Below are 19,429 nucleotides of genomic sequence, written 5' to 3'. Positions count from 1 at the left end.
TCATTCTCCTCCGAAGTTCAGGTGCGCCTTCTCCAGGACGAACGCCTCGGCGTGGGGATGGCGGCACTGCACACCGCGCAGCCGCGACAGCCCGAGGAACGACAGATCGTCGAACCAGTCATGGTCGGCTTGGGACGGATAGTGTTCTCCCAGCAGCCGGGCCTTCTCCTCGGCGACCGCCGTGGTCAACGGATGGAACAGTGTCGGTTGACCGATGTCGTTCTCCCACTTGATGATCTCGTAGCCGAGGGTCAGGTGGTCGCGGAACTCGGTGGGCGTCAACTCCGCCAGCAGCCGGTGATCCTGATGCGCATCGTGGCGCTGCGGCGCGAAGACCACCTCCGGCGACACGGCTCGTCGGAACCGCGACAGCCCGTCCTTCACCGCATCCCAGTGCGCAGGGGCCCGGCCGTCGGGGACATCGAGGACGGTGAGTTCGACGTCGGCGCCGGGGCAGAACGCGTCCAACGCCTTTCGCTCCTCGACCTCGCGCTCGGTACCGCCGCCGGTGAGCACCAACGCCCGCACGCGAATGCCCGGGTGGCGGCGCGTCACGGTCAGCAGGGTGCCGCCCATACCGATGGCGATGTCGTCGCAATGGGCACCGAGGACAGCGATCTCGGACAGTGCCGCGGTGGTGAGATCGATCATGGGGTGGGTGTGTCGCCGTCCCACACCATCCACGGACGATCCCCGCGGGCGAATCGGGCATCGAGTTCGGCGCGTTCCTTGAACGTGTCCGCGGGCTTCCAGAAACCGTCGTGCTTGTAGGCGTACAGGCGCCCCTCCGCGGCGAGCCCGCCGCATGCGTCCTCGACGAGGTCGCCACCCTCGGGCAGGTGATCGAAGATCTCCTGGGTCAGGACGAAGAACCCGCCGTTCTCCCAGATCGGGAACTGCGAGACCGGGGTGATCGCCTTGACCTTTCCGGTGTCGCTGACGTCGACGCAGTGGAACGACGACTGCGGCGGCACGATCATCATCGACGCCGCGGCCCCGGAGTCGACGACCTCGGCGATCATGTCGTTGAGTGGCGCATCGGTGAGCACGTCGGCGTAGTTGGCGAGGAAGTACTCGTCGTCGCCCAGATGCGACCGCACGCGCCGAAGTCGTTCGCCGATGGCCGATTCCAGGCCGGTGTCGATGAAACTGATGGACCAGTCGGCGATGTCGGAGTGCAGGAGTTCGACCGTGCCGCCACGCATCACGAAGTCGTTCGACGTGGCTTCCTCATAGCGCAGGAAGTACTCCTTGATGTGCGAGGCGCCGTATCCGAGGCAGAGGATGAACTCGGTGTGCCCGAAGTGCGCGTAGTAGCGCATCACATGCCAGATCAGTGGTCGCGGGCCGACCATCTGCATCGGCTTCGGGACGTCGTCGTCGGGCGCGTTGCGCATGCGCATCCCGTAGCCGCCACAGAACAGGACCACCTTCATGACCGAACCACCTTCATAGCGTGCCACCGGGGCTGCCGACTCGATCGTCGGCGTCGAGCGAAGCGAAATGCAGTGTGGGGAGCGGATACACGAGCCGGCCGCCCCACTCGGCGACGTGCGCGAGCTGCGCGGTGATCTCGTTCTCGAGATTCCACGGCAGGACGACGATCACGTCCGGCCGGTCGGCGTCGATCCGTTCGGGCGGGTGGATCGGAATCCGTGTGCCCGGCGTGTACCGCCCGTGTTTGTAGGGGTTGCGATCGACCGTGTACTCCATCAGGTCCGGCCGGATGCCGCAGTAGTTGAGCAGCGTGTTGCCCTTGCCGGGCGCCCCGTAACCGACGATCCGCTTCCCCGCCGACCCCTCGTCGAGCAGGAACCTCAACAGTTCCTGCCGGACGGAATCGGTGCGGGCCTGCAGATCCAGATAGCCCGACACGTCATGCAGTCCGGCGTCCTGCTCGGCCTGCAGGACGTCCGCGACCCGCTGACTCGGCGCGGCACCCGCCTCCACCGGTCGCGCCCAGACCCGGATCGAGCCGCCGTGGGTGGACAGCAGTTCCACGTCGACGACGCGCAATCCCGCGGTCGCGAGCGCGCGGGACGCGCTCAGCACCGTGTAGTACTGGAAGTGCTCGTGATAGATGGTGTCGAACTGGCCGAGCCGCACCAGGTTCAGGGCGTGATGCACCTCGATGCTCAGCCACCCGTCGTCGGCGAGGAGCCCGCGCAGCGCGCGTGTGAAGCCGAGCAGATCCGGGATGTGCGCGTAGACGTTGTTGGCGACGACGAGGTCGGCCGCCCCCGACTCGGCACGGACGCGCTGCGCGAGTTCCTCGTCGAGGAACGCGGTCTCGGTCGGCACGCCCTTCTTCCGCGCTGCGGCACCGACATTCACCGACGGCTCGATCCCGAGACAGCGGACGCCGTCGGCGATCACATGCTGCAGCAGGTAGCCGTCGTTGCTGGCGACCTCGACGACGAATGAGTCGGGATCGAGGCCGACCCGCTCGGTCGCCGTGTCGACGAAGGTGCGCGCGTGCGCCACCCAGGAATCGGAATACGACGAGAAGTAGGCGTATTCGGTGAACGTGTCCTCGGGAGTGATGAGCGCCGGGATCTGCAGCAGCAGACAGTCCTCGCACACCCGCAGGTGCAGCGGGAACGTCGGCTCCATCGTGTCGAGTTCGGCCTCGGTCAGAAACCGTTCACACGGGGGCGTCGCACCGAGATCGACCACGCTGCGCAGGCGGGCCGACCCGCACAGACGACACTCCATCGCAGATACATCCTTCCCGCGGTCCTGGCGTGGCCCCCGATCCACGCAGCCCGACGGTTTGCCCTCGAAATCCGCAGTCAGGGTAACAAAGATGGCCACTCTTCTCCGGACGAAGACGAATGACCCATCCGATGACGTGAATCGGACATCGGCCCCGGATCGTTACCGATCGCGCGCTAGTGTCTGAACTGGACCTCGGCCGACTCGGGCTTGCCGAACAGATAGCCCTGCCCCATGTCGAAGCCCAGCCCGGCGAGTTCGGCCAGAGTCTCCTCGGTCTCGACACCCTCGGCGAGCGGAATCATGCCGTAGGCCCGGGATATCTCGCAGATCGCCTTGACGACCGCTCGATCGGCGGGGTTGTCGACCAGACCGCTCACCAGCGACCGGTCGATCTTGACGACGTCGATGGGCAGGTCACGGAGGTACCGGAGGGCCGAGTAGCCTGCGCCCAGATCGTCGACACACATCGTGCAGCCGATCTCGTGCAGTTCCTGGATGGCCTGCGCCGCGGCCGTGCCCAATCGGATCACCTCGTCCTCTCGGACCTCCACCCACAAGCGGCGCGGGGCAACGTCGTGGCTTCGCAACAGGCCATCGATGTGGCCGACGATGTCGTCAGCCCACAACTGCTGTCCCGACAGGTTCACGGCCACGAATCCATCCTGACCGACTGCCGGGGTGACCTCGCGCGCGAGTGCGCGTACGGCCTCGGCGACGGCGTGATGACCGATCGGCACGATCAGGGAAGTCACCTGCGCCGCGAGCAGGAATGCGGCCGGAGTCAGGATGTCGGTTCCACTTCGCCACCGCAGCAACGCCTCGAACCCGACCGTGTCCATACCCGCCAGCTCGACGATCGGCTGATAGTAGATCAGGAAATCACTCTCGGCGGAACGTGCCAGACGGTTCGCGACATCCACCTGCGTATGCACTGTCGGCATGGTCTGCTCATCGGCGATCACGACGTGATGCTGGCGGATCAACGCGAAGCACAGTGCCGCGTCAGCGCATCGAATCAGGTATTCGGTGCTCGACGCATCCGGGATCTGTTCGGCGACGGCAACGCCCATGCACAGATCGAGGAAGGTCGTCTGTCCATCGATGTCGATGAGATGCGAGCCGAGTCGAATCCTTGACGCCGTGATGAACTCGTCCAGGTCAGGGCCGTCGGACGTCAATGTGACGATCCACTCGAGGTCGGCGCGCCGGTGGAACGTCGCGTGCGGGGTGATCGGCACCAGCTCGCGTTCCACGAATCGTTCGGCCATCAGCACGGAGACCTCGCGGCCGTACGCGACGGCCGCGCGGTGGTATGGGTCGGCGGAGATCGCGATCACGATCGTGGCCGCGGGCCACTCCGAACCGTCGCAGCCCCCGAACTGCCCAGCGTGCATCGCCTGAGTGTATGTCCTCAACTGCCGTTGGAGCAGCATTCGAACATTGTCAGTTGCCGGTGCCGCGGATCACCGCGCCCATGGTTCGGATGATGATCTTGATGTCGAGCCAGACGCTCCAGTTCTCGATGTAGAAGTTGTCGTAGATTGCACGGTCGGTGATGCTCGTGTCGCCGCGTAGACCGTGCACCGCCGCCCAGCCCGTCAGACCGACGTCGACGCGATGACGATCGCGGTAACTCGGGATCGACGTCTCGAACTGTTGGACGAAGTGCGGGCGTTCGGGTCGCGGCCCGACGATGGACATGTCGCCGCGCAAGACGTTCCACAGTTGCGGGAGTTCGTCGAGCGACGTCTTGCGGATGATGCGCCCCACCCGACCGATCCGGTCGACGTCGGCGGGTTGCCACTCGGAATTCGACGCCTGCTCCGGCACCGGTCGCATCGAGCGGAACTTCAGCACGTCGAAGAGCTCTCCGCCGCGTCCGATCCTGGCCTGGCGGAAGATGATCGGCGCGCTCGGGTCGGACAGGTAGACAGCAAGCGCGACCGCGGCCAGAACCGGACTGAACACCAGCAGCGCCACCGACACCGCAGTCACATCGAAGACGCGTTTCATCGACCAGTACCACGTGCGGATGGCGTCCCTACGGACGCGCACGAGCGGGATCGTGTGGATGCGGTCCATGTCGCGCGTCAGCGACACGAACTCGAACAGACGCGGCACGATGAAGATCTCGCAGTCGAGTTCGTCGCATTCACGCAGCGGCGTGACCAACCGGGAATCCGGCGCCGAGCTGAACGCCACCAGGAGCGTGTGGATCTTGTGCGCCTTCACCTTGTCCCGGATGCCGACGAGACCACCCTCGATCGTGATACCGGTGCCGGACAGTTCGGGCATCGGGTCGTCACTGACCGCCAGCACGATGTCGAGACCCAGCTCGGGGTGCGCGCGGGTACCGGCGATCAGTTCGGCCGCGACGACACCACCCCCGAGGACGGCCGTACGCAGACGATTGGCCGGCGAGCTCCGTCGGCGGTGACGCGCGTAGGCGTAGTAGACGACGCGTACGACGAACAATGCGGCGAACACGATGACCGCGTACACCGTCACCGTGGCGATGTGCACACCTGGCCTGGAAACGGCGAACAGCGCGGCCGACGTGATGATCGACCATCCCGCGAGCCGAGGGAGGTCGTCGAGCGCGGACAGTGTGAGTCGCGCTCGGTACAGGCCCGCCATCTCGAGGACGAGAAGGGTGATGACAACACCGACGATCCCGACGACCCGCCCGCGCGTGCTCTCGTCATTGTTGACCAACAGGGCGATGCCCGTGAGCACCACCGCATCGAGGCCGACCAGGATCACGTCGGTCCGGTTGCGCACCACGACGGGCGTCCACCGGCGTGCGCCGGGCCGGATGGGAGTGGAGACCATTGACGGGTTCGTCCTCGATTTCGGGGCTCACCCGAGGCGAGCCGGACTGCTTGCACAAAATATCAGGGCAGAGGCATTTTTGTTTTGTTTGCATAGGCAACGAATGTGTCGCCAGATGTTCTCAGCTGGGCTAATATGCTTTCCGTGCAGCGATCGTCGTCGTCTTTGTCGATAAGTGGATCGCCAGCGCAACGAATTTCGTTTCTCCTGACATATCCTGCCCCTTGCGCACCGCACTCGTCTTTGTCGATCCGAGACGAACGATTCTCATGAAGCTCATCGAGAAGGCATTTCGTCGATACGATGCGCGATCCACGGCGACGCTCATCAGCACGGGCGGCGTGCTGCCACTACCGGTCATCGCCGTGCTCGCGCCGGATACGCTGCATCCCGGCGGACTCGCACCGCTGCTCGTGATCTGGTCGTTCATCGCGACCGCGTTCGTCATCACGGCGTTTCGGGAACGTCTGTCCGACGGCGAGTTCGCGGTCCTCGGTTCGTTCGGCATCATCGGCATCTGCGGAACATCGCTCATCCTGGCGAATCCTCGCCCCGGAATCGCCGTACTCGCCCTGGTGGCGGTCATCCCGGCCATCGCCGCGATGTCGCCCTCGATGCCTCTCGTGATCTCACTGCTGGCCCTGGCTGTGACCGGCGCGACCACAGTCCTCGCCGTCACCTCGATGTCCGTGCCGGCATTCATGATCGGCATCGGATCCATGCTCGGCGTGATCACCGTCCCGGTGTTCCTCGTCGTCGCCTTGCGCCGGTCCTTGGAGGCCACCCTGCACCGACAGGCCCGCCTCAACGGGATCGACCCGCTCACCGGATTGTTCAACCGGCGCGGCTTCCTCGCCCGAGTGGCCCAACTGCTCGCCGCGGCCCGGGTGTCCACCGGATGGGTCGGCATCCTGCTGATGGACATCGACCATTTCAAGCAGATCAACGACCGGCACGGCCACCTCGCGGGCGACGGCGTACTGCTGTCCGTGGCCGCCGCGATCCGCGAGACCGCTCCCTCGGGTTCGGTCGTGAGTCGCTTCGGCGGTGAGGAGTTCCTGGTGTTCTGCGTCGCGCGCGACGAAGAGGAACTCCACGCACTCGCCGAGCAGTTCCGGGTCGCCGTGGCCGAGGCCAATCCGGTCACACTGAGCGTCGGCGGCGTGTGTGCGCCGTTGGTGACCTCGACTCGTGCCAACGCGCTGGCGACAGACACCGTCGTCTCCCGCCTGCTCGATCGCGCGGATCGATGCGTCTACCGCGCCAAGGAGTCCGGTCGTGATCGGGTCGACGTGGTGTCCATGGACCCGATCGTCTGGCGCAAGCCGAGCGACAAGTCGGACGCACTCGACCCCGTCATGCGGTCCACTCCGCCGGACAGCCTGTATCAGCTGTTCTCCCGCCGCCCCGAGGATGTCGTGGATTATCCGCGCACGCTGGACGACTGAGGAACCAGCGTCTGCAGCATGTCGGCCTCATACCGCATGCGGCGCCAGGTCTCCGGTGAGGTCCGCGCCTGGAGCTCGGCACGCTCCCACCACATCAACCGGGTGCGATACCGATCGTCGGGGAACGGTGTCGCGGACACCGATTCGTCCACTCGTCCGCCGCCCGACTCCCACCGTCGCAGGACGTGATCGGCCGCGGTCGCCATCATGTGGTCGACGCCGGACATCTCCATGATCACCAGTCCCAACCGTGACAGCTGTCCCGCGACATCTGCTGCGAGAGGCGAGCGCTCGTCCACCCACGCCGTCTTCACCTCGACCACACCGCCGACCAACCGGGATTCGATCGCGTTGACCAAGTCCACCTGCCCTGGCTGTCCGGCCCATTCCTCGAGGGCGTGCGATTGCGCTGCCGCGTCGAATCGATGTTGCACTCGCAGGCCGCCGACCACCTGGTTGTCGTCGTCGAGGATCGCGTAGAACAGCGCCGTCCCCTCGCCGCTGATCACCGCATCGAGCTCGAGTGCGGCCGCGCAGCCGTGACGGTCGTAGGCGGATTCCGCTCCGAACAGGTACTCCCGCCATAGCCTTCGCTGGGCGCGTGGGTCCGCGGCGACGACCGTGTAACCCTGGTCGCGTTCGTTTCGCACACGGAGAACGCCGGTGGGAATAGAAGTGAGTGCGAGAGTCATGCTGATTCAACCTTTCCGAGAACACAGTGAAACAGAACGGATAATCTGTACTGGCTTCACGGCCAATGTTGCCATAGTGCACCATTTGTTGGGCTAATTCGAATTCTAGACCGCAAATGTTTCACTTGGCGATGGTCGGGGAAGTACGAGACCATACTCGTGTGTACAGCGCGCAAGAGGCTTCGGCCGTGATGTTTCCCGAGTCGTCGGTCCCCGAACAGTTGACCGACGATCCCGCCGTGTCCGTCGTCGACGCCACTTCCCAGGCCGCTCGATCGCTGCAGAGCCTGCTACCGCCGCCCGGGGACGATGTACTCACGGAAGCTCCAGCGTATGCCTGGTATCCGTGGCGCCGCACCCTCGTGAAGGTGCCCGGTCCCCGCTCGTATCGCCGCCTCCGCCTCGACCGGAACCGCCACAAGCTGACCGCCGCCGAGCAGGACCGCGCGTCCGCACTGCGGATCGGGATCGTCGGGCTCAGCGTGGGTCACGCGATCGCCCTGACACTCGCCCTCGAGGGTCTCGCGGGCGAATTACATCTTGCGGATTTCGATTCTCTGGAACTGACCAACATGAACCGCATTCCGGCGACATTGATGGATCTAGATCTCAACAAAGCCGTTGTCGCGTCGCGAAGAATTGCTGAGATTGATCCTTATGTCAGCACAAGAATATTCGACGACGGAATCACTCCGGACAACATCGATGCGTTTCTCGACGGCCTCGATCTCGTCGTCGAGGAATGTGACTCGTTCGACGTGAAGGTTCTGGTGCGGCAGAAATGCCGGGAAGCAGGCATCCCCGTCATCATGGAAACCAGCGATGGCGGCGTCCTCGACGTCGAGCGCTTCGACCTCGAGCCCGAGCGCCCCATCCTGCACGGCCTCGCGGGCGATCTGCGGATCGAGGATCTCGTCGGACTCGATCGCGCCGCCCTGACACCTCTGGCGGTCAAGGTACTGGAGCCCGCCAAGGTCTCCGCCCGCATGGCCGCCTCGGCCATCGAGCTCGGATTCTCGGTCACTGCGTGGCCGCAACTCGCCGGTGACGTCCTCCTCGGGGGCGCCTCCGTCGCTGCGGCGGTCCGCCGTCTCGCGCAGGGCCGTCCACTGCCGTCGGGCCGGGTGCGCTTCGATCGTGACCTGTGGCTCGACGACCTCGTCGACCCGTTGCTCGAGGAACGTGTCCTGGAACCGGCGGCCACGCAGGCACCCGCCGGGCCCGCTCCGGACACGCTCTCCGACGTCGACCTGGTCCGGTACGCCGCGCAGCAGGCGCCGTCGGCCGGCAATCAACAACCGTGGTCGATCACCGCCGAGGGTGGCGCCGTGACGGTCGCGCTCGATCCCGAGCGGACCTCGACCCTCGACCTCGGACACCGTGCGTCGTTGGTCGCCGTCGGCGCGGCTCTGCACAACGCTCGGGTCGCCGCCGCGAGCCGCGGGAAACTCGGGCCGACCGAGATCCTCGGGTCCGGTGAGCAGCTGTCCGCGCGGGTGACGCTCACCGACAACGGCGTGTTGACCGACGATTTCGATCCCGCGGACGCCGCCGAGCTGCCGTCGATCCTGAGCAGATCGACACGTCGCGAGGCCGGCGATGCGTCACCGATCTCCGACGACGACGCGGTGCGTCTCGGCGAGGCGGGCACGACCGCGCGCACGCGACTGATCCAGATCACCGATCGCGACGAGATCGCCAGGTGTGCCTCGATTCTCGCGCGCTCGGACCGGATCCGTTTCCTGACACCGGAATTGCATCAGGAGATGTTCGCCGAGCTCACCGACGACCCGTGCACGCCGGTCGGCATCCAGGTCGATTCGCTCGACCTCCCGCCCGCGATGGCCGGGATGTTCGACGTCCTGCGCCGCCCCGACGTGATGGCCCTGCTCGACGAGTGGGATGTTGGCGCCGCCCTCGGCGCCGACGCCGGACGGCGGCTCGTCTCCGCATCGGCCATCCTGATACTCGTCCAGAAGGGCTGCGACAGCGAGGATTACCTGCGTGCAGGTCAGACGATGCAGCAGCTGTGGATCGCCGCGGAGTCGCTCGGCTACCGCGTCCACCCGATGACGCCGACGTTCTTCTACGCGCTCGACGACACCGAGGCGCACGGGCTGTCGTCGGCGCATGGTGACGACCTCGTCGCGCTGCGGCGGGAACTACTCGACGCCTGGCCCGTCGCCGACGACGAGGCCATGACGATCGCGCTGCGGATATCGAGGGTGGTGTAGGCAATCACGCTCCTCGAGCAGCGAAACCCCAACCGCCGGTCGAGCAGCGAGCCCCCAGGGACGAGCCCGCGTATCGAGACCCCACCCGCCCCGCAAGCCCACCTACTCCACCCGCCGCCCCCGCTCCAGCACACCGTCGACGACCCGCACCATCTCCGTGCCGAAGTTCTTCCGCGAGAACCGTTCCGCCCACTCCCGAATGCGCCGCGGGTCGTGATCACGCGGGTCGAACGACGTCATGGCGGCGGCGAGACCGGCCACGACGGTGTCGTCGTCGCCGGAGGGCACGAGCATGCCCGTCGTGCCCGGCACGACAGTGTCGAGCGCCCCACCCTCGCCGAGCGCGATGACGGGTGCACCGGTGGCCATGGCTTCGACGGGCACGATGCCGAAGTCCTCGACGCCCGGCATGATCAATGCCCGCGTCCGGCGATACAGGTCGATCAGTTGGCCGTGGGGCACCCGGCCGAGGAACACGGTGTCGTCGGACGCGAGTTCGCGGCAGGTCTCCATCGACCGACCGTCGCCGACGACGACCAACCGCACACCCGCCTCCCGGGCGGCGCGGATCGCCAGGTCCGGCCGCTTGTACGGGACCAGGCGCCCGGCGACGAGGAAGAAGTCCTCGCGCTCGATCGCATGGTCGGGCGTGAAGCCGTTGGTGTCGACCGGCGGATGCACGACGACCGACTCTCGCCCCCACCATCGCTGGATACGTCCGGCGACGGCGGTCGAGTTGGCCACGATCTGATCGATCCGGTCGACGGCGGCGAGTTCCCCACGCCGCGCCATCCTCGACAACCCGGACAGCACCGCGGCACCGGCCGGCCCGCCCGCTTCCTGCGCCCGGAATGCGGTGTCCCACGCCCACCGTGCCGGACTGTGGACGTAGGCGATCACGGGTGCGTCGGTGGCGAACGCCGCCTGGGTCGCGAACGCGTGGTGGCTGATGACGACGGCATCGACGTCGCCGAGGTCCATCCCGCGGAAAGCGCGGGGGAACAGGGGTGTCAGCGGCGCGTAGGGACCTCGGCCTGTCCACCCGTAGGGTGTGTCCACCCAGGTGGTGACCGGCGACGACGACAGACCGGCCGGGATGCCCTGTACACGCGCGATGGGGACGTGCACAGCAGCCTGCGGCCAGGTCTGCGAGAGCTGCTCGACGACGTGTTCGGAGCCGGCGATCTCGGTGAATCGTTCGTGCACGATGGCGATTCGTGGATCCGCGATTCGTGGGTCGGTCATGTCCGTCCTCAGTCTTCGTCCGCGACACGAGCACCCGCGCTCGCGGCATCTCCCGTTGTCGTCGTGCCTGTCCCCGACCGGCCGATCCCCCGGCCGGCGGCACCCGCGACTCCGGGACTCCTCGGCCTGCCGAAACGTACCATCTCGAAGAAAGTTCGGCACACTGTTCACCAGGGGGGTGCGGGCGCATCATCATGTGACGTCGGCGTCCCCCGTCGTGGAGAGGCCCATCGTTGGAAAGGACAGTCGACGTGCGCGGTACCGGTCACGACCCACGGTCGGCCGACGACGGCGTGGACATCTTGTTCGACGCGCGCCACATCCGTCAGAGCGGCATCGGTACCTACATCCGCACCCAGATCCCCCACCTCGAGCGGGTGACCGCGGACCGCGGGCTGCGATTGGCCGTGTTGACCGACGCCGACTCCGCGCCGACGGTGCACGACGAGACTCGCGTCATCACGGCATCCCCTCACGACGCCGCGATGTACACGGCCGCCGAACAACGGGTCTGGCAGTACGCGCTCCACGCGTGCCGGCCGCGGGCCCTGTGGGTGCCGCATTACCCGTTCCCGTTGGCACTGCTGAATCCCCGCGACCGCGCCGTCCGACTGTTCACCACCGTCCACGACACCCTGCACCTCGAGGACGCCGCGCTGAGCAACCAGGGCCGCGCCCGACGCACCTATGCCGCGGCCATGCTCCGGCTCGACGCCCGCAGAGCGGCAACGGTGTTCACGCCGTCCGACACCACCGCGCGTCGTCTCGGCGAGACCACCCGTTCCGCGCGCGTCCTCGTCACCCCGATACCGGTCGACGACGTCTGGTTCACCACCGACGGCCTACCCGATCCCGGCGTCGGGCATCCATACCTGCTCTATGTCGGAAATGTGAAGAGACACAAGAACCTCGTGCTGCTCCTCGAGGCGTTCACCCGGATCTCGGCCGACGTCCCGCATCGGTTGGTCATCGCCGGCGGCGGTGAGACGCTCCGCACCGCCGACGACCGTGTCGCACGCATCGTCGGCGAGCTCGGCTCCCGCGTCGAGGTGACCGGGCAGGTGCCGTTCGACCGGCTGCGTGCGCTGGTCGCCGGTGCGGACATACTGATCATGCCGTCGCTGTACGAGGGCGCCGGCCTGCCACCGCTGGAGGCCATGGCGTCGCGGACCGCCGTCCTCGCCTCCGACATCCCTGTCCTGCGGGAGACCTGCGGCGACGGCGCGGACTTCTTCGATCCGCACGATCCGCGGGCGCTGGGGCAACTGCTGGCCCGCCTCTGCGGAGACGACGACGCCCGACGTGCGCTGGCGGAGCGTGGGTTCGCCCATGTGACACGACGACAGGCTGCGATCGATCCCACCGCGGCCGCCGCACGCATCTGCTCCGAACTGGAAGCCGCACGATGACAACCCCTTCCGCGCGGCAGGTGTCCCGCCGCTCGTTCCTGGCGATGATCCCGGCGACGGCGGCCCTCGCGGCGTGCTCCTCCTCGTCGTCCGGCTCGACCCACGACGTCCACGATTTCGGCGCCGTCGGCGACGGCCGTCAGGACGACTCGGCGGCGATCGGCAGAGCCGTCGCCCAGATGAGAACGGGCGACACCCTGTACTTCCCGGCCGGTACGTATCGGTACGGCCAGCGCGATCCGGACGGCGGCGCGGCGATCTCCCTCACCGGCCTGGATCGGGTCGGTGTCGAGTTCGACGCCCGCGCCGAACTGGTGATGGACAACCTCGCCGACGACGGTAGCGGGACCAGCCACGGTCTCGTCGTGCGTGGCCCGGCGTCGCAGGTCTCGTTGCGGGGCGTGCAGATTCGGTGGGCGACCCAACCGTCGCAGCGGTCCTTCGGTGACGGCATCCGGGTCGTCGGATACCCGTCCGACGGATCGTCGGTGCCGGCCGAGTGGACCGGCTCGAAGGGCCCGGTGTCCGGTGTGACGCTGGCGGACTGCGCTATCCGGTCGAGCCCGCAGGCGGGCGTGATCATGATGGGCGTCTCCGACGTCACGGTCACCAACGTCCGCGCGACCGACACCATGGCCGACGGCATCCACTTCAACGCGTGCCGACGCGGCCAGGTCCGCAACTGCACGGCCAGCAACACCGGCGACGACGGCCTCGCGCTGGTCACCTACCACTCGGAGTCCGACGGCTTCGACAACGACGCCGAGACGTTCTCGCTGTCGGCGCTGACCGACTGGTCCGACGCCGACTTCACCATCGCCGACATCACCGTCTCCGATGGTGCCGCCAACGGTGTGCGCCTGGCGGGGGCGAACCGGGTCACCGCCACCGGCGTCTCGGTGACCGGTGTGCGTACGGGCGCCGGGGTCATCGTCGACAGCGCCGCCCCCGACTCCGATACCGAATGGAAATATCTTGCCTCGCAAGGTATTCGACTGACCGGCCTCACCGTCGAGGACGGCGAGTCGGGCGTGCACGTGCTGGCCCGGCCGGAAGGCGCCGCCGACGACACGTTCAGCCGATTCGACTTCGAGCTCTCCGAGATCACCGTCCGACGGTGCGAACGGTGGTCGGCCCTCGTCGAGTCGACCGCCACCCGGCCGGCCACCGGCGTCACGCTGCGAGGCCTCACCGTCGCGGCCGACGACATCGCCGACGGCACCGGCATCGTCGGCCTGCAGACGACTCGCGGAGTCACCTTCGGGGAGGTCGACATCGAGAGCACGACCCCGGCGATCGCGTTCTCCGCCAACAGGTCCGACGACTTCGAGGTCGACCGTATCGCGGTGACCGTGACCGGCTCACCCCGTGATCGGGACTCGGCGGGCCCGGCCCTGTCGTTCCAGGAGTCGACCGGTCGCATCACCGCCGCCGAGATCACCTGGCGGGGCGCGCCGTCGTCGTGGACGGCGGTCTCGGCGACCACCCGGTCGGCCTGTGCGCCCGGAGCGACGCCCGAGAACCCGGTGGCCATCGAGAAACTCGAGACGACCCCCGCGCGGCTCAGCGATCCTGTGGAAGTGGTGTGTCGATAGCCGTTCCGGGAGGCACGTCGGCGAGCACCTGACCCGCAGGCCGCCCGGCACGCACGCCGCGGCCGAATTGCCATGCCGGGCGCGGTGAACCGTTCAGCACGACACCGAGGACCGCGACGTCGGCGAGGGCGAGACGTTCGACCGCCGTGCGCAGGTCGCCGTATCGCGTGTGCCCGGACCGCGCGACGACCAGGACCGCGTCGGCGATCCGACCGACGACGAGCGGATCCGACGACTCCCGCAGGGAAGCGGTGTCCACGATGACGTGATCGAACTGCTCCGCCAATTCGGTGAGGCCGTCCGACAACCGCTGCGAGGCGAGCAGCTCGGACGAGTTGCCGACCGCCGGGCCTGCGGGAACCAGCGACAGATGGGACCGCGAGGTCCGGGAGATGAACTCCCCCAGCCTGCCTCCACCGCCGAGATAGGTGGTGAGCCCGTCCCGCGATGACACCGCGTCGGGGGCGTGCCGGGACCCCGCCGGCCGCCCGTCGAGCGCCGCGTCGACCAGCACGACCTCGGAGCCGCTGTCCGCCAGCGCGATCGCCAGATTGACCGCGACCGTCGTCGACCCGTCACCCGCCGATGCCCCGGTCACGACGATCGAGCGCAGCGTGGCCGGCCCCGACTGCCGCCCGGTCACCGTGGTGCGCAGTCGCCGGAGTGCTCGAGCCGCACGGTTGTCCGGATGGTGGTAATCGACGATGCCCGACTCCCCGAGCGACTTCTCGGACGGGATCGTCGCGAGCACCGGACCGGAGAGGAATCGACTCACCTCTGCCTCGTCACGCACGCGTCGCCCGAGCAGGCCGCGGACGTAGGAGTAGAACAGCCCCACCAGGAGGCCGGCGACGATGCCGAGCGCGATGTTGCGTCCGAAGTTTCGGCCCTCGCCGCGGCTGTCGGGCACCGCGGGCGTGATCACCGACAGGCGCACCTGGTCTGCGTTCGCGGCGTCCCCGGCAACCGGGGTGGCGGGCTGGTCGCCGTCGAGCGCGGCCACCGTGGCGGGCAGCGCATCGGCCAGCGCGTTGGCCAGCGTCGCCGATGTCTGCGGATTCTCCGTCCGGGTGGTGACGGTCAGGATCGCGCTGCCCGTGTTGGCGCCGGCGGTGGTCGCATCGCGTGCCTCACCGATCGACATCGGCAGCCCGCTCTGCGCCAGGGCGGTCGCGATCAATCGGTCCGAGGTCAGCAGCTCGGTGTAGGCCTCGGTCCGCTGCTGGCTCACGCTGTCGCTGTCCGCAGGCCGGGGCGTCTGGTAGATCGTCGCCGACGACTCGTACATCGGGGTCTGCTGTGTGGTCAGGACGAGGCCGACGAGACCACCCACCAGAGCGCACACGACGATGACGATCCACTGGTCCCGGATCGCCCCCGCCGTCGAACGCAACCAGTCGTTGCCGGTCGCATCGGGACGGTAGGTCACACCCACTGCACTGTTGCTCACGTGACTCCACTTCTCTCGTACAGACGTTCGTCGTCGGAGTCCGCGCGAGTCCGCAGGCCTGCTCCCGCCACCGCCATGCCGACGACGGTCAGCAGCACGAGGAACACGACGATCCCCTGGGTCAGGAGCTGGATGCGCCAGACCTCGGCAAAGCAGTACGCGATGACCCCGGTGGTGCCCGCGATCACCGGACCGTAGGTCGAGAACCGGCCGGAGATGTATCCGGCGAGAGGGAACAGGAGGAGGGTGTAGAACCATCCCCAGGCACCGAAATCGGCATAGGTGTCGGCGAATTCGGAGTTCGTCGTGAAGTTCGGCGCCGACGACACGGTGAAGTCGTACAGGCCGGCGTCCACCGCCTCCTTGCCACGCGTCTCGTCCTCGGGCACCAGGAAGCTCGGGAGAGCTGCACTGACCGATCCGCCCACGCTGCCCGGTTTCTCGAAACTACCGCGCATCACCGCATCGGACACCCCGAGCGAGACCTGCGCGGGCACCGCCAGATACGCACCCATCTGATAGACGTTCATCGCCACCGGATTCGAGACCCCGGCGTCGCGGTAGTAGTTGCCGTTGCGCACGTAGTTCAACGTGGTCAGCAGGGCGAACAGGACCACCACACCGGCGATCACCATCCACGGACGCAGCGGCTTTCGCGTCCCGCCGTCGGCCCTGCGCCGCGCCGCCGACCAGATGACCAGATACACCACGACCGCCATCAGCAGCGAGAGTCGCGACGCCACCATCGAATTGAGCAGGAGCAGCACCACCGCCCCGATCATCAGCGGCGCCCCGATGACTGTGGTGCGCCACAGATGCACGCCGAGGGGTGCGGCGAGGATCGTCGCGTAGCGCAGGGTCGGGATACCCGCCGACGCCGGCAGGGCCTCGGTGAAGGAGTTGCCCGTCTGCGTCACGAGGGAGTCGATGATCGACGTCGTCCCGGCGATGCGGTAGTAGGAGTAGCCGACGCCGATCGTCGCCACCACCAGGATCAGCAGGAAGTAGCGACGTTCGAAGGCGGGCAGACGCGTCCGGGTGACGAGTTCGGCCGACGGGCGGGTGCCGGTCCCCAGGCGCCAGCCGACGGTGGCGAGCACGACGACCAGCGCATACCAGACCATGAGCAGCGTGACGCCCGCGACGGTGATCGGGGACGGCTCCAGGAACCCGCGCAGCTGCAGCCACGATCCGGCCGGGCACCCACCGGCCGAGCACCACGCGATCAGCGAGATCCACGACAAGATCGATGCAGCCACCGGCACGAGGATCAGCACCGCGGGCGTCAACCACCACGCGGGTGTGGCGGATTCGGGCAGGGCGGAATCGTTCACGTGCCCGTGCCCCCTGCCTCGTCGATTCGGGGCGAGCCGTTCGTCGAGCACAAGGTCACCCTCTCGTGCCATACACTATGGCACGTAAGCCATACACTATGGCGCGTGAGTTCGGCCGCCGCGCGAGACGCGGGGGCGTTCGGACAGGTGGATTCGGGGGGCCATCCGACGCGCTCCCGAGGGGTTCTGACATGACGGTGGTGACATGACGGCGGGACGGAACGCGTCCACGGATCGCGACGAGAGACCGTCGACCGGGGACACCGGCGACCGCGGGGACTCCCCGTCGTTCGGGATGGCCATCACCACGGTGGGCCGGTGGGATTCGATCTGTCGCCTGCTCGACGACCTCGCCGCGCAGACCGTACGCCCGGCCGTGGTGTCGATTGCCTACGACGACAACATGGACGCCGCCGAGGGCCTGACGAAGGTGCACGACCGGTATTCGGACGTGCTGACCATCCGGACTGTGGTCAAACACGGCGGCAGCACCGCGGGCCACAACGCGGCCGTCGCGCAGTTCACCGACGACGTCGACTGGGTCTATCTCCTCACCGACAACTGCCGCCTCGAACACGACTTCCTCGAACGCCTGTCCGCGCACTGCACCCCCAGCGCGTCGGTGTGCGCCGCCCGGCTGATCGACGCCGACGGCGACCGCAACACCCTTCCCCCGGCCGACGCCGAGTTCACCCGGCGTAACGCCTGGTCGGTCGTCGTACCCAGCATGGCGATCCGACGCAAGGACTACGTCACCGTCGGCGGGTTCGACTCCACGATCGGGTCGGGTGCCGACAGCCCGTGGCAGAGCGGCGACGAGACCGACCTCGTCCTGCGTCTGGCCGAGCTGGACGATTTCTCCATTCGCTGGGCGCCCGACATCGTCGTCCGCGGGCACACCGATTTCACTCACCTCACGCCGGCCGAGCGGCGTCGCAAACTCCGCAACTACGGTCGCGGCACCGGCTTCATCTATCGGCGTTGGGGATATCCGGTGCTCGACAAGCTCCGACTGCTCGCCGGCGCGGCCACGCTGCCGTTGCGGAAGCGGCGGAAGTTCCGTGCCGGCGACGGTCTGGCACTGCTGATCGGGCGCACCGAGGGCCTCCTTGGCAGGAAGCTCTCCAGAGACAGGGACCACCGCGCTGTCCTCCGATGATCACGACGCACCCACCGCACGGCGCGGTGGAGTGCTCGCTCCCGTCCTGTCGAAAGTCGACGTCAAACACCTGCAGGCGGTCGTGCAGATCGCGGCCGGTCTGGCGCTCAACGCCTTTCCCGCGATCTTCATCGCCGTGTTCGCCCGCGTCGCGCCGATCGACCATCAGGGTCAGCTCGCGGTATCGCTGACCATCGGCACCTACGTCGCACAGCTGTTGTCGGCGTTCGTCGTCGAGTCGCGGCTGGCCACACCGGAAGCCGACCACGACATCTCGATGCCCTGGTGGATGGCGCTGCTGTCCCTCGGCTCCGGCGTCCTGCTCATCGTCAGCCCGACGGTGCCCGCACCCGTGATCACCCTGCTCGGTGTGCTCGGCCTGTCGTCGGGCCTGCTGATGGCGCGCACCATCGGTGTCGTCCAGGGGCGCTGGCGTCTCGAGGCGGTGGCCGCCGTCATCCTGGTGGCCGGATGTCTGTCGGCGCTGCTGCTGGCCGTCCACGACAACCCCCACTGTGTGCGCGTCCTGGCCGCGGGCGCGATGCTGGCCGTGCTGTGCCGGTTCTGGCCACGGCCGGCGCACCGCGAGTCGGGGATGCCACCGGACCTGCGCCGCGCCGCGTGGGTGACCGGCGAGACCGCGTCGGTCGGCATCGTCCAGCCGATCCTGACGTCGTTCATCCTCGTCGTCCTGGGTCCCGCGGCATCGGTCGGATTCCGTGTCGTCTCGACGATCTCGGGGGTTCTCGAACCCGTCCTCGCCTACGGCCGGGTTCGACAACTCGCCCACGGCCACAAAGGCGAGGTCGCGCACGTCGCGCTGATCTTCGCCGCCGGCGTCGGGGCGATCGTGGTCGCCGCGTACCTCGGCCTGTGGAGCCTCATCTTCGGGCCGGCATGGTCACATTCACTCGTCCCGGCCCTGGTGATCGCCTGCCTGTGGAAGGCGACGATGCTGTTCTCGACCGTTCCCTTCGCCGCACTCCGGCGCGTGGGACATACGGCCAAGGTGTTCTGGCTGCGGGCCGCGAGCACCGCCCTCTACGTGGTGCTCGGCCTGTCGTTCCTGTACATCTTCCACACCGCGACGGCGGTGTTCCTGTCCTTCGTGATCACCGAGGTGATCATGTTCCTGCCGTACCACTTCGCCGCACGCAAGGCCGCGCCCGACTACCACTCGATCTTCGAACGCAAGAAGAGTCGGGACGATTCGGAGTCGGAGACGGTCTGACGGCCGGGGCTCGCGGCCCCATGGGGCAATGAGCAGGGGCAGGGGGCAATTGGCAGGGGCAGGGGCAGGGCCGGTCGGTGCG

The 19,429-nt window shown here is 67.6% G+C and carries 15 protein-coding genes; 6 read left to right on the top strand and 9 right to left on the bottom strand.

Annotated features, from left to right (window positions below; genetic code table 11):
* The 5 genes from QSJ19_RS20815 to QSJ19_RS20795 all read right to left on the bottom strand — a co-directional run bounded on the left by QSJ19_RS20815 (window position 1) and on the right by QSJ19_RS20795 (window position 5,550).
* A complete protein-coding gene (locus tag QSJ19_RS20815; protein WP_286322917.1) occupies window positions 1-651 on the bottom strand; it encodes a PIG-L deacetylase family protein in 651 nt (216 codons plus the stop codon).
* Window positions 648-1,436 (bottom strand): sugar phosphate nucleotidyltransferase, encoded by a 789-nt coding sequence (locus tag QSJ19_RS20810; protein WP_286322915.1) that lies wholly within the window; start codon window positions 1,434-1,436, stop codon window positions 648-650. Before QSJ19_RS20810 ends, QSJ19_RS20815 begins: the two co-directional genes overlap by 4 nt.
* Window positions 1,437-1,449: 13 nt before the next feature.
* Window positions 1,450-2,715, bottom strand: coding sequence for a class I SAM-dependent methyltransferase (locus tag QSJ19_RS20805; protein ID WP_286322914.1), 1,266 nt, complete (start codon window positions 2,713-2,715; stop codon window positions 1,450-1,452).
* 176 nt (window positions 2,716-2,891) lie between these two features.
* A complete protein-coding gene (locus tag QSJ19_RS20800) occupies window positions 2,892-4,112 on the bottom strand; it encodes an EAL domain-containing protein (RefSeq protein ID WP_286322913.1) in 1,221 nt (406 codons plus the stop codon).
* Between the two features lie 49 nt (window positions 4,113-4,161).
* On the bottom strand, window positions 4,162-5,550 hold the full coding sequence (locus QSJ19_RS20795) for a sugar transferase (RefSeq protein ID WP_286322912.1): 1,389 nt from the start codon (window positions 5,548-5,550) through the stop codon (window positions 4,162-4,164).
* Between the two features lie 269 nt (window positions 5,551-5,819).
* On the opposite strand from QSJ19_RS20795, the gene QSJ19_RS20790 reads away from it, so the two are divergent.
* Window positions 5,820-6,998: a GGDEF domain-containing protein gene (locus QSJ19_RS20790; protein ID WP_286322911.1), complete on the top strand. Its 1,179-nt coding sequence runs from the start codon at window positions 5,820-5,822 to the stop codon at window positions 6,996-6,998.
* On the opposite strand, the gene QSJ19_RS20785 is transcribed toward QSJ19_RS20790, so the two are convergent.
* Entirely contained in the window at window positions 6,974-7,690 is a 717-nt protein-coding gene (locus QSJ19_RS20785) for a hypothetical protein (protein WP_286322910.1), read from the bottom strand. The genes QSJ19_RS20790 and QSJ19_RS20785 overlap by 25 nt on opposite strands.
* Window positions 7,691-7,881: 191 nt before the next feature.
* Here QSJ19_RS20785 and QSJ19_RS20780 point away from each other — a divergent pair, with 191 nt between their 5' ends.
* Window positions 7,882-9,924 (top strand): Rv1355c family protein, encoded by a 2,043-nt coding sequence (locus QSJ19_RS20780; protein ID WP_286322951.1) that lies wholly within the window; start codon window positions 7,882-7,884, stop codon window positions 9,922-9,924.
* 102 nt (window positions 9,925-10,026) lie between these two features.
* Here the strand turns inward: QSJ19_RS20780 and QSJ19_RS20775 are convergent, their stop codons facing one another.
* Window positions 10,027-11,154, bottom strand: coding sequence for a glycosyltransferase (locus tag QSJ19_RS20775; RefSeq protein WP_286322950.1), 1,128 nt, complete (start codon window positions 11,152-11,154; stop codon window positions 10,027-10,029).
* 266 nt (window positions 11,155-11,420) lie between these two features.
* On the opposite strand from QSJ19_RS20775, the gene QSJ19_RS20770 reads away from it, so the two are divergent.
* Window positions 11,421-12,578 carry a glycosyltransferase family 4 protein gene (locus QSJ19_RS20770; RefSeq protein WP_286322909.1) on the top strand — a complete coding sequence of 386 codons (1,158 nt, stop codon included), beginning with the start codon at window positions 11,421-11,423 and terminating at the stop codon, window positions 12,576-12,578.
* Window positions 12,575-14,173: a glycosyl hydrolase family 28-related protein gene (locus QSJ19_RS20765; RefSeq protein WP_286322908.1), complete on the top strand. Its 1,599-nt coding sequence runs from the start codon at window positions 12,575-12,577 to the stop codon at window positions 14,171-14,173. The genes QSJ19_RS20770 and QSJ19_RS20765 overlap by 4 nt, the downstream gene beginning before the upstream one ends.
* On the opposite strand, the gene QSJ19_RS20760 is transcribed toward QSJ19_RS20765, so the two are convergent.
* Both QSJ19_RS20760 and QSJ19_RS20755 read right to left on the bottom strand, forming a co-directional pair.
* Entirely contained in the window at window positions 14,142-15,623 is a 1,482-nt protein-coding gene (locus QSJ19_RS20760; protein WP_286322907.1) for a tyrosine-protein kinase domain-containing protein, read from the bottom strand. The genes QSJ19_RS20765 and QSJ19_RS20760 overlap by 32 nt on opposite strands.
* On the bottom strand, window positions 15,620-16,957 hold the full coding sequence (locus tag QSJ19_RS20755) for an O-antigen polymerase (protein ID WP_286322906.1): 1,338 nt from the start codon (window positions 16,955-16,957) through the stop codon (window positions 15,620-15,622). The genes QSJ19_RS20760 and QSJ19_RS20755 overlap by 4 nt, the downstream gene beginning before the upstream one ends.
* Before the next feature lie 205 nt (window positions 16,958-17,162).
* On the opposite strand from QSJ19_RS20755, the gene QSJ19_RS20750 reads away from it, so the two are divergent.
* Together QSJ19_RS20750 and QSJ19_RS20745 are read left to right on the top strand one after the other, a co-directional pair.
* Window positions 17,163-18,116 carry a glycosyltransferase family 2 protein gene (locus QSJ19_RS20750; protein ID WP_286322905.1) on the top strand — a complete coding sequence of 318 codons (954 nt, stop codon included), beginning with the start codon at window positions 17,163-17,165 and terminating at the stop codon, window positions 18,114-18,116.
* Between the two features lie 31 nt (window positions 18,117-18,147).
* On the top strand, window positions 18,148-19,347 hold the full coding sequence (locus QSJ19_RS20745; RefSeq protein WP_286322904.1) for a polysaccharide biosynthesis protein: 1,200 nt from the start codon (window positions 18,148-18,150) through the stop codon (window positions 19,345-19,347).
* Window positions 19,348-19,429: the final 82 nt, after the last annotated feature.

This window comes from Gordonia sp. ABSL11-1 (genome assembly GCF_030315685.1).
Classification (GTDB): domain Bacteria; phylum Actinomycetota; class Actinomycetes; order Mycobacteriales; family Mycobacteriaceae; genus Gordonia.
The sequence above is the reverse complement of the archived record's forward strand: the minus strand, read 5'-3'. Positions and strand labels throughout refer to the sequence as shown.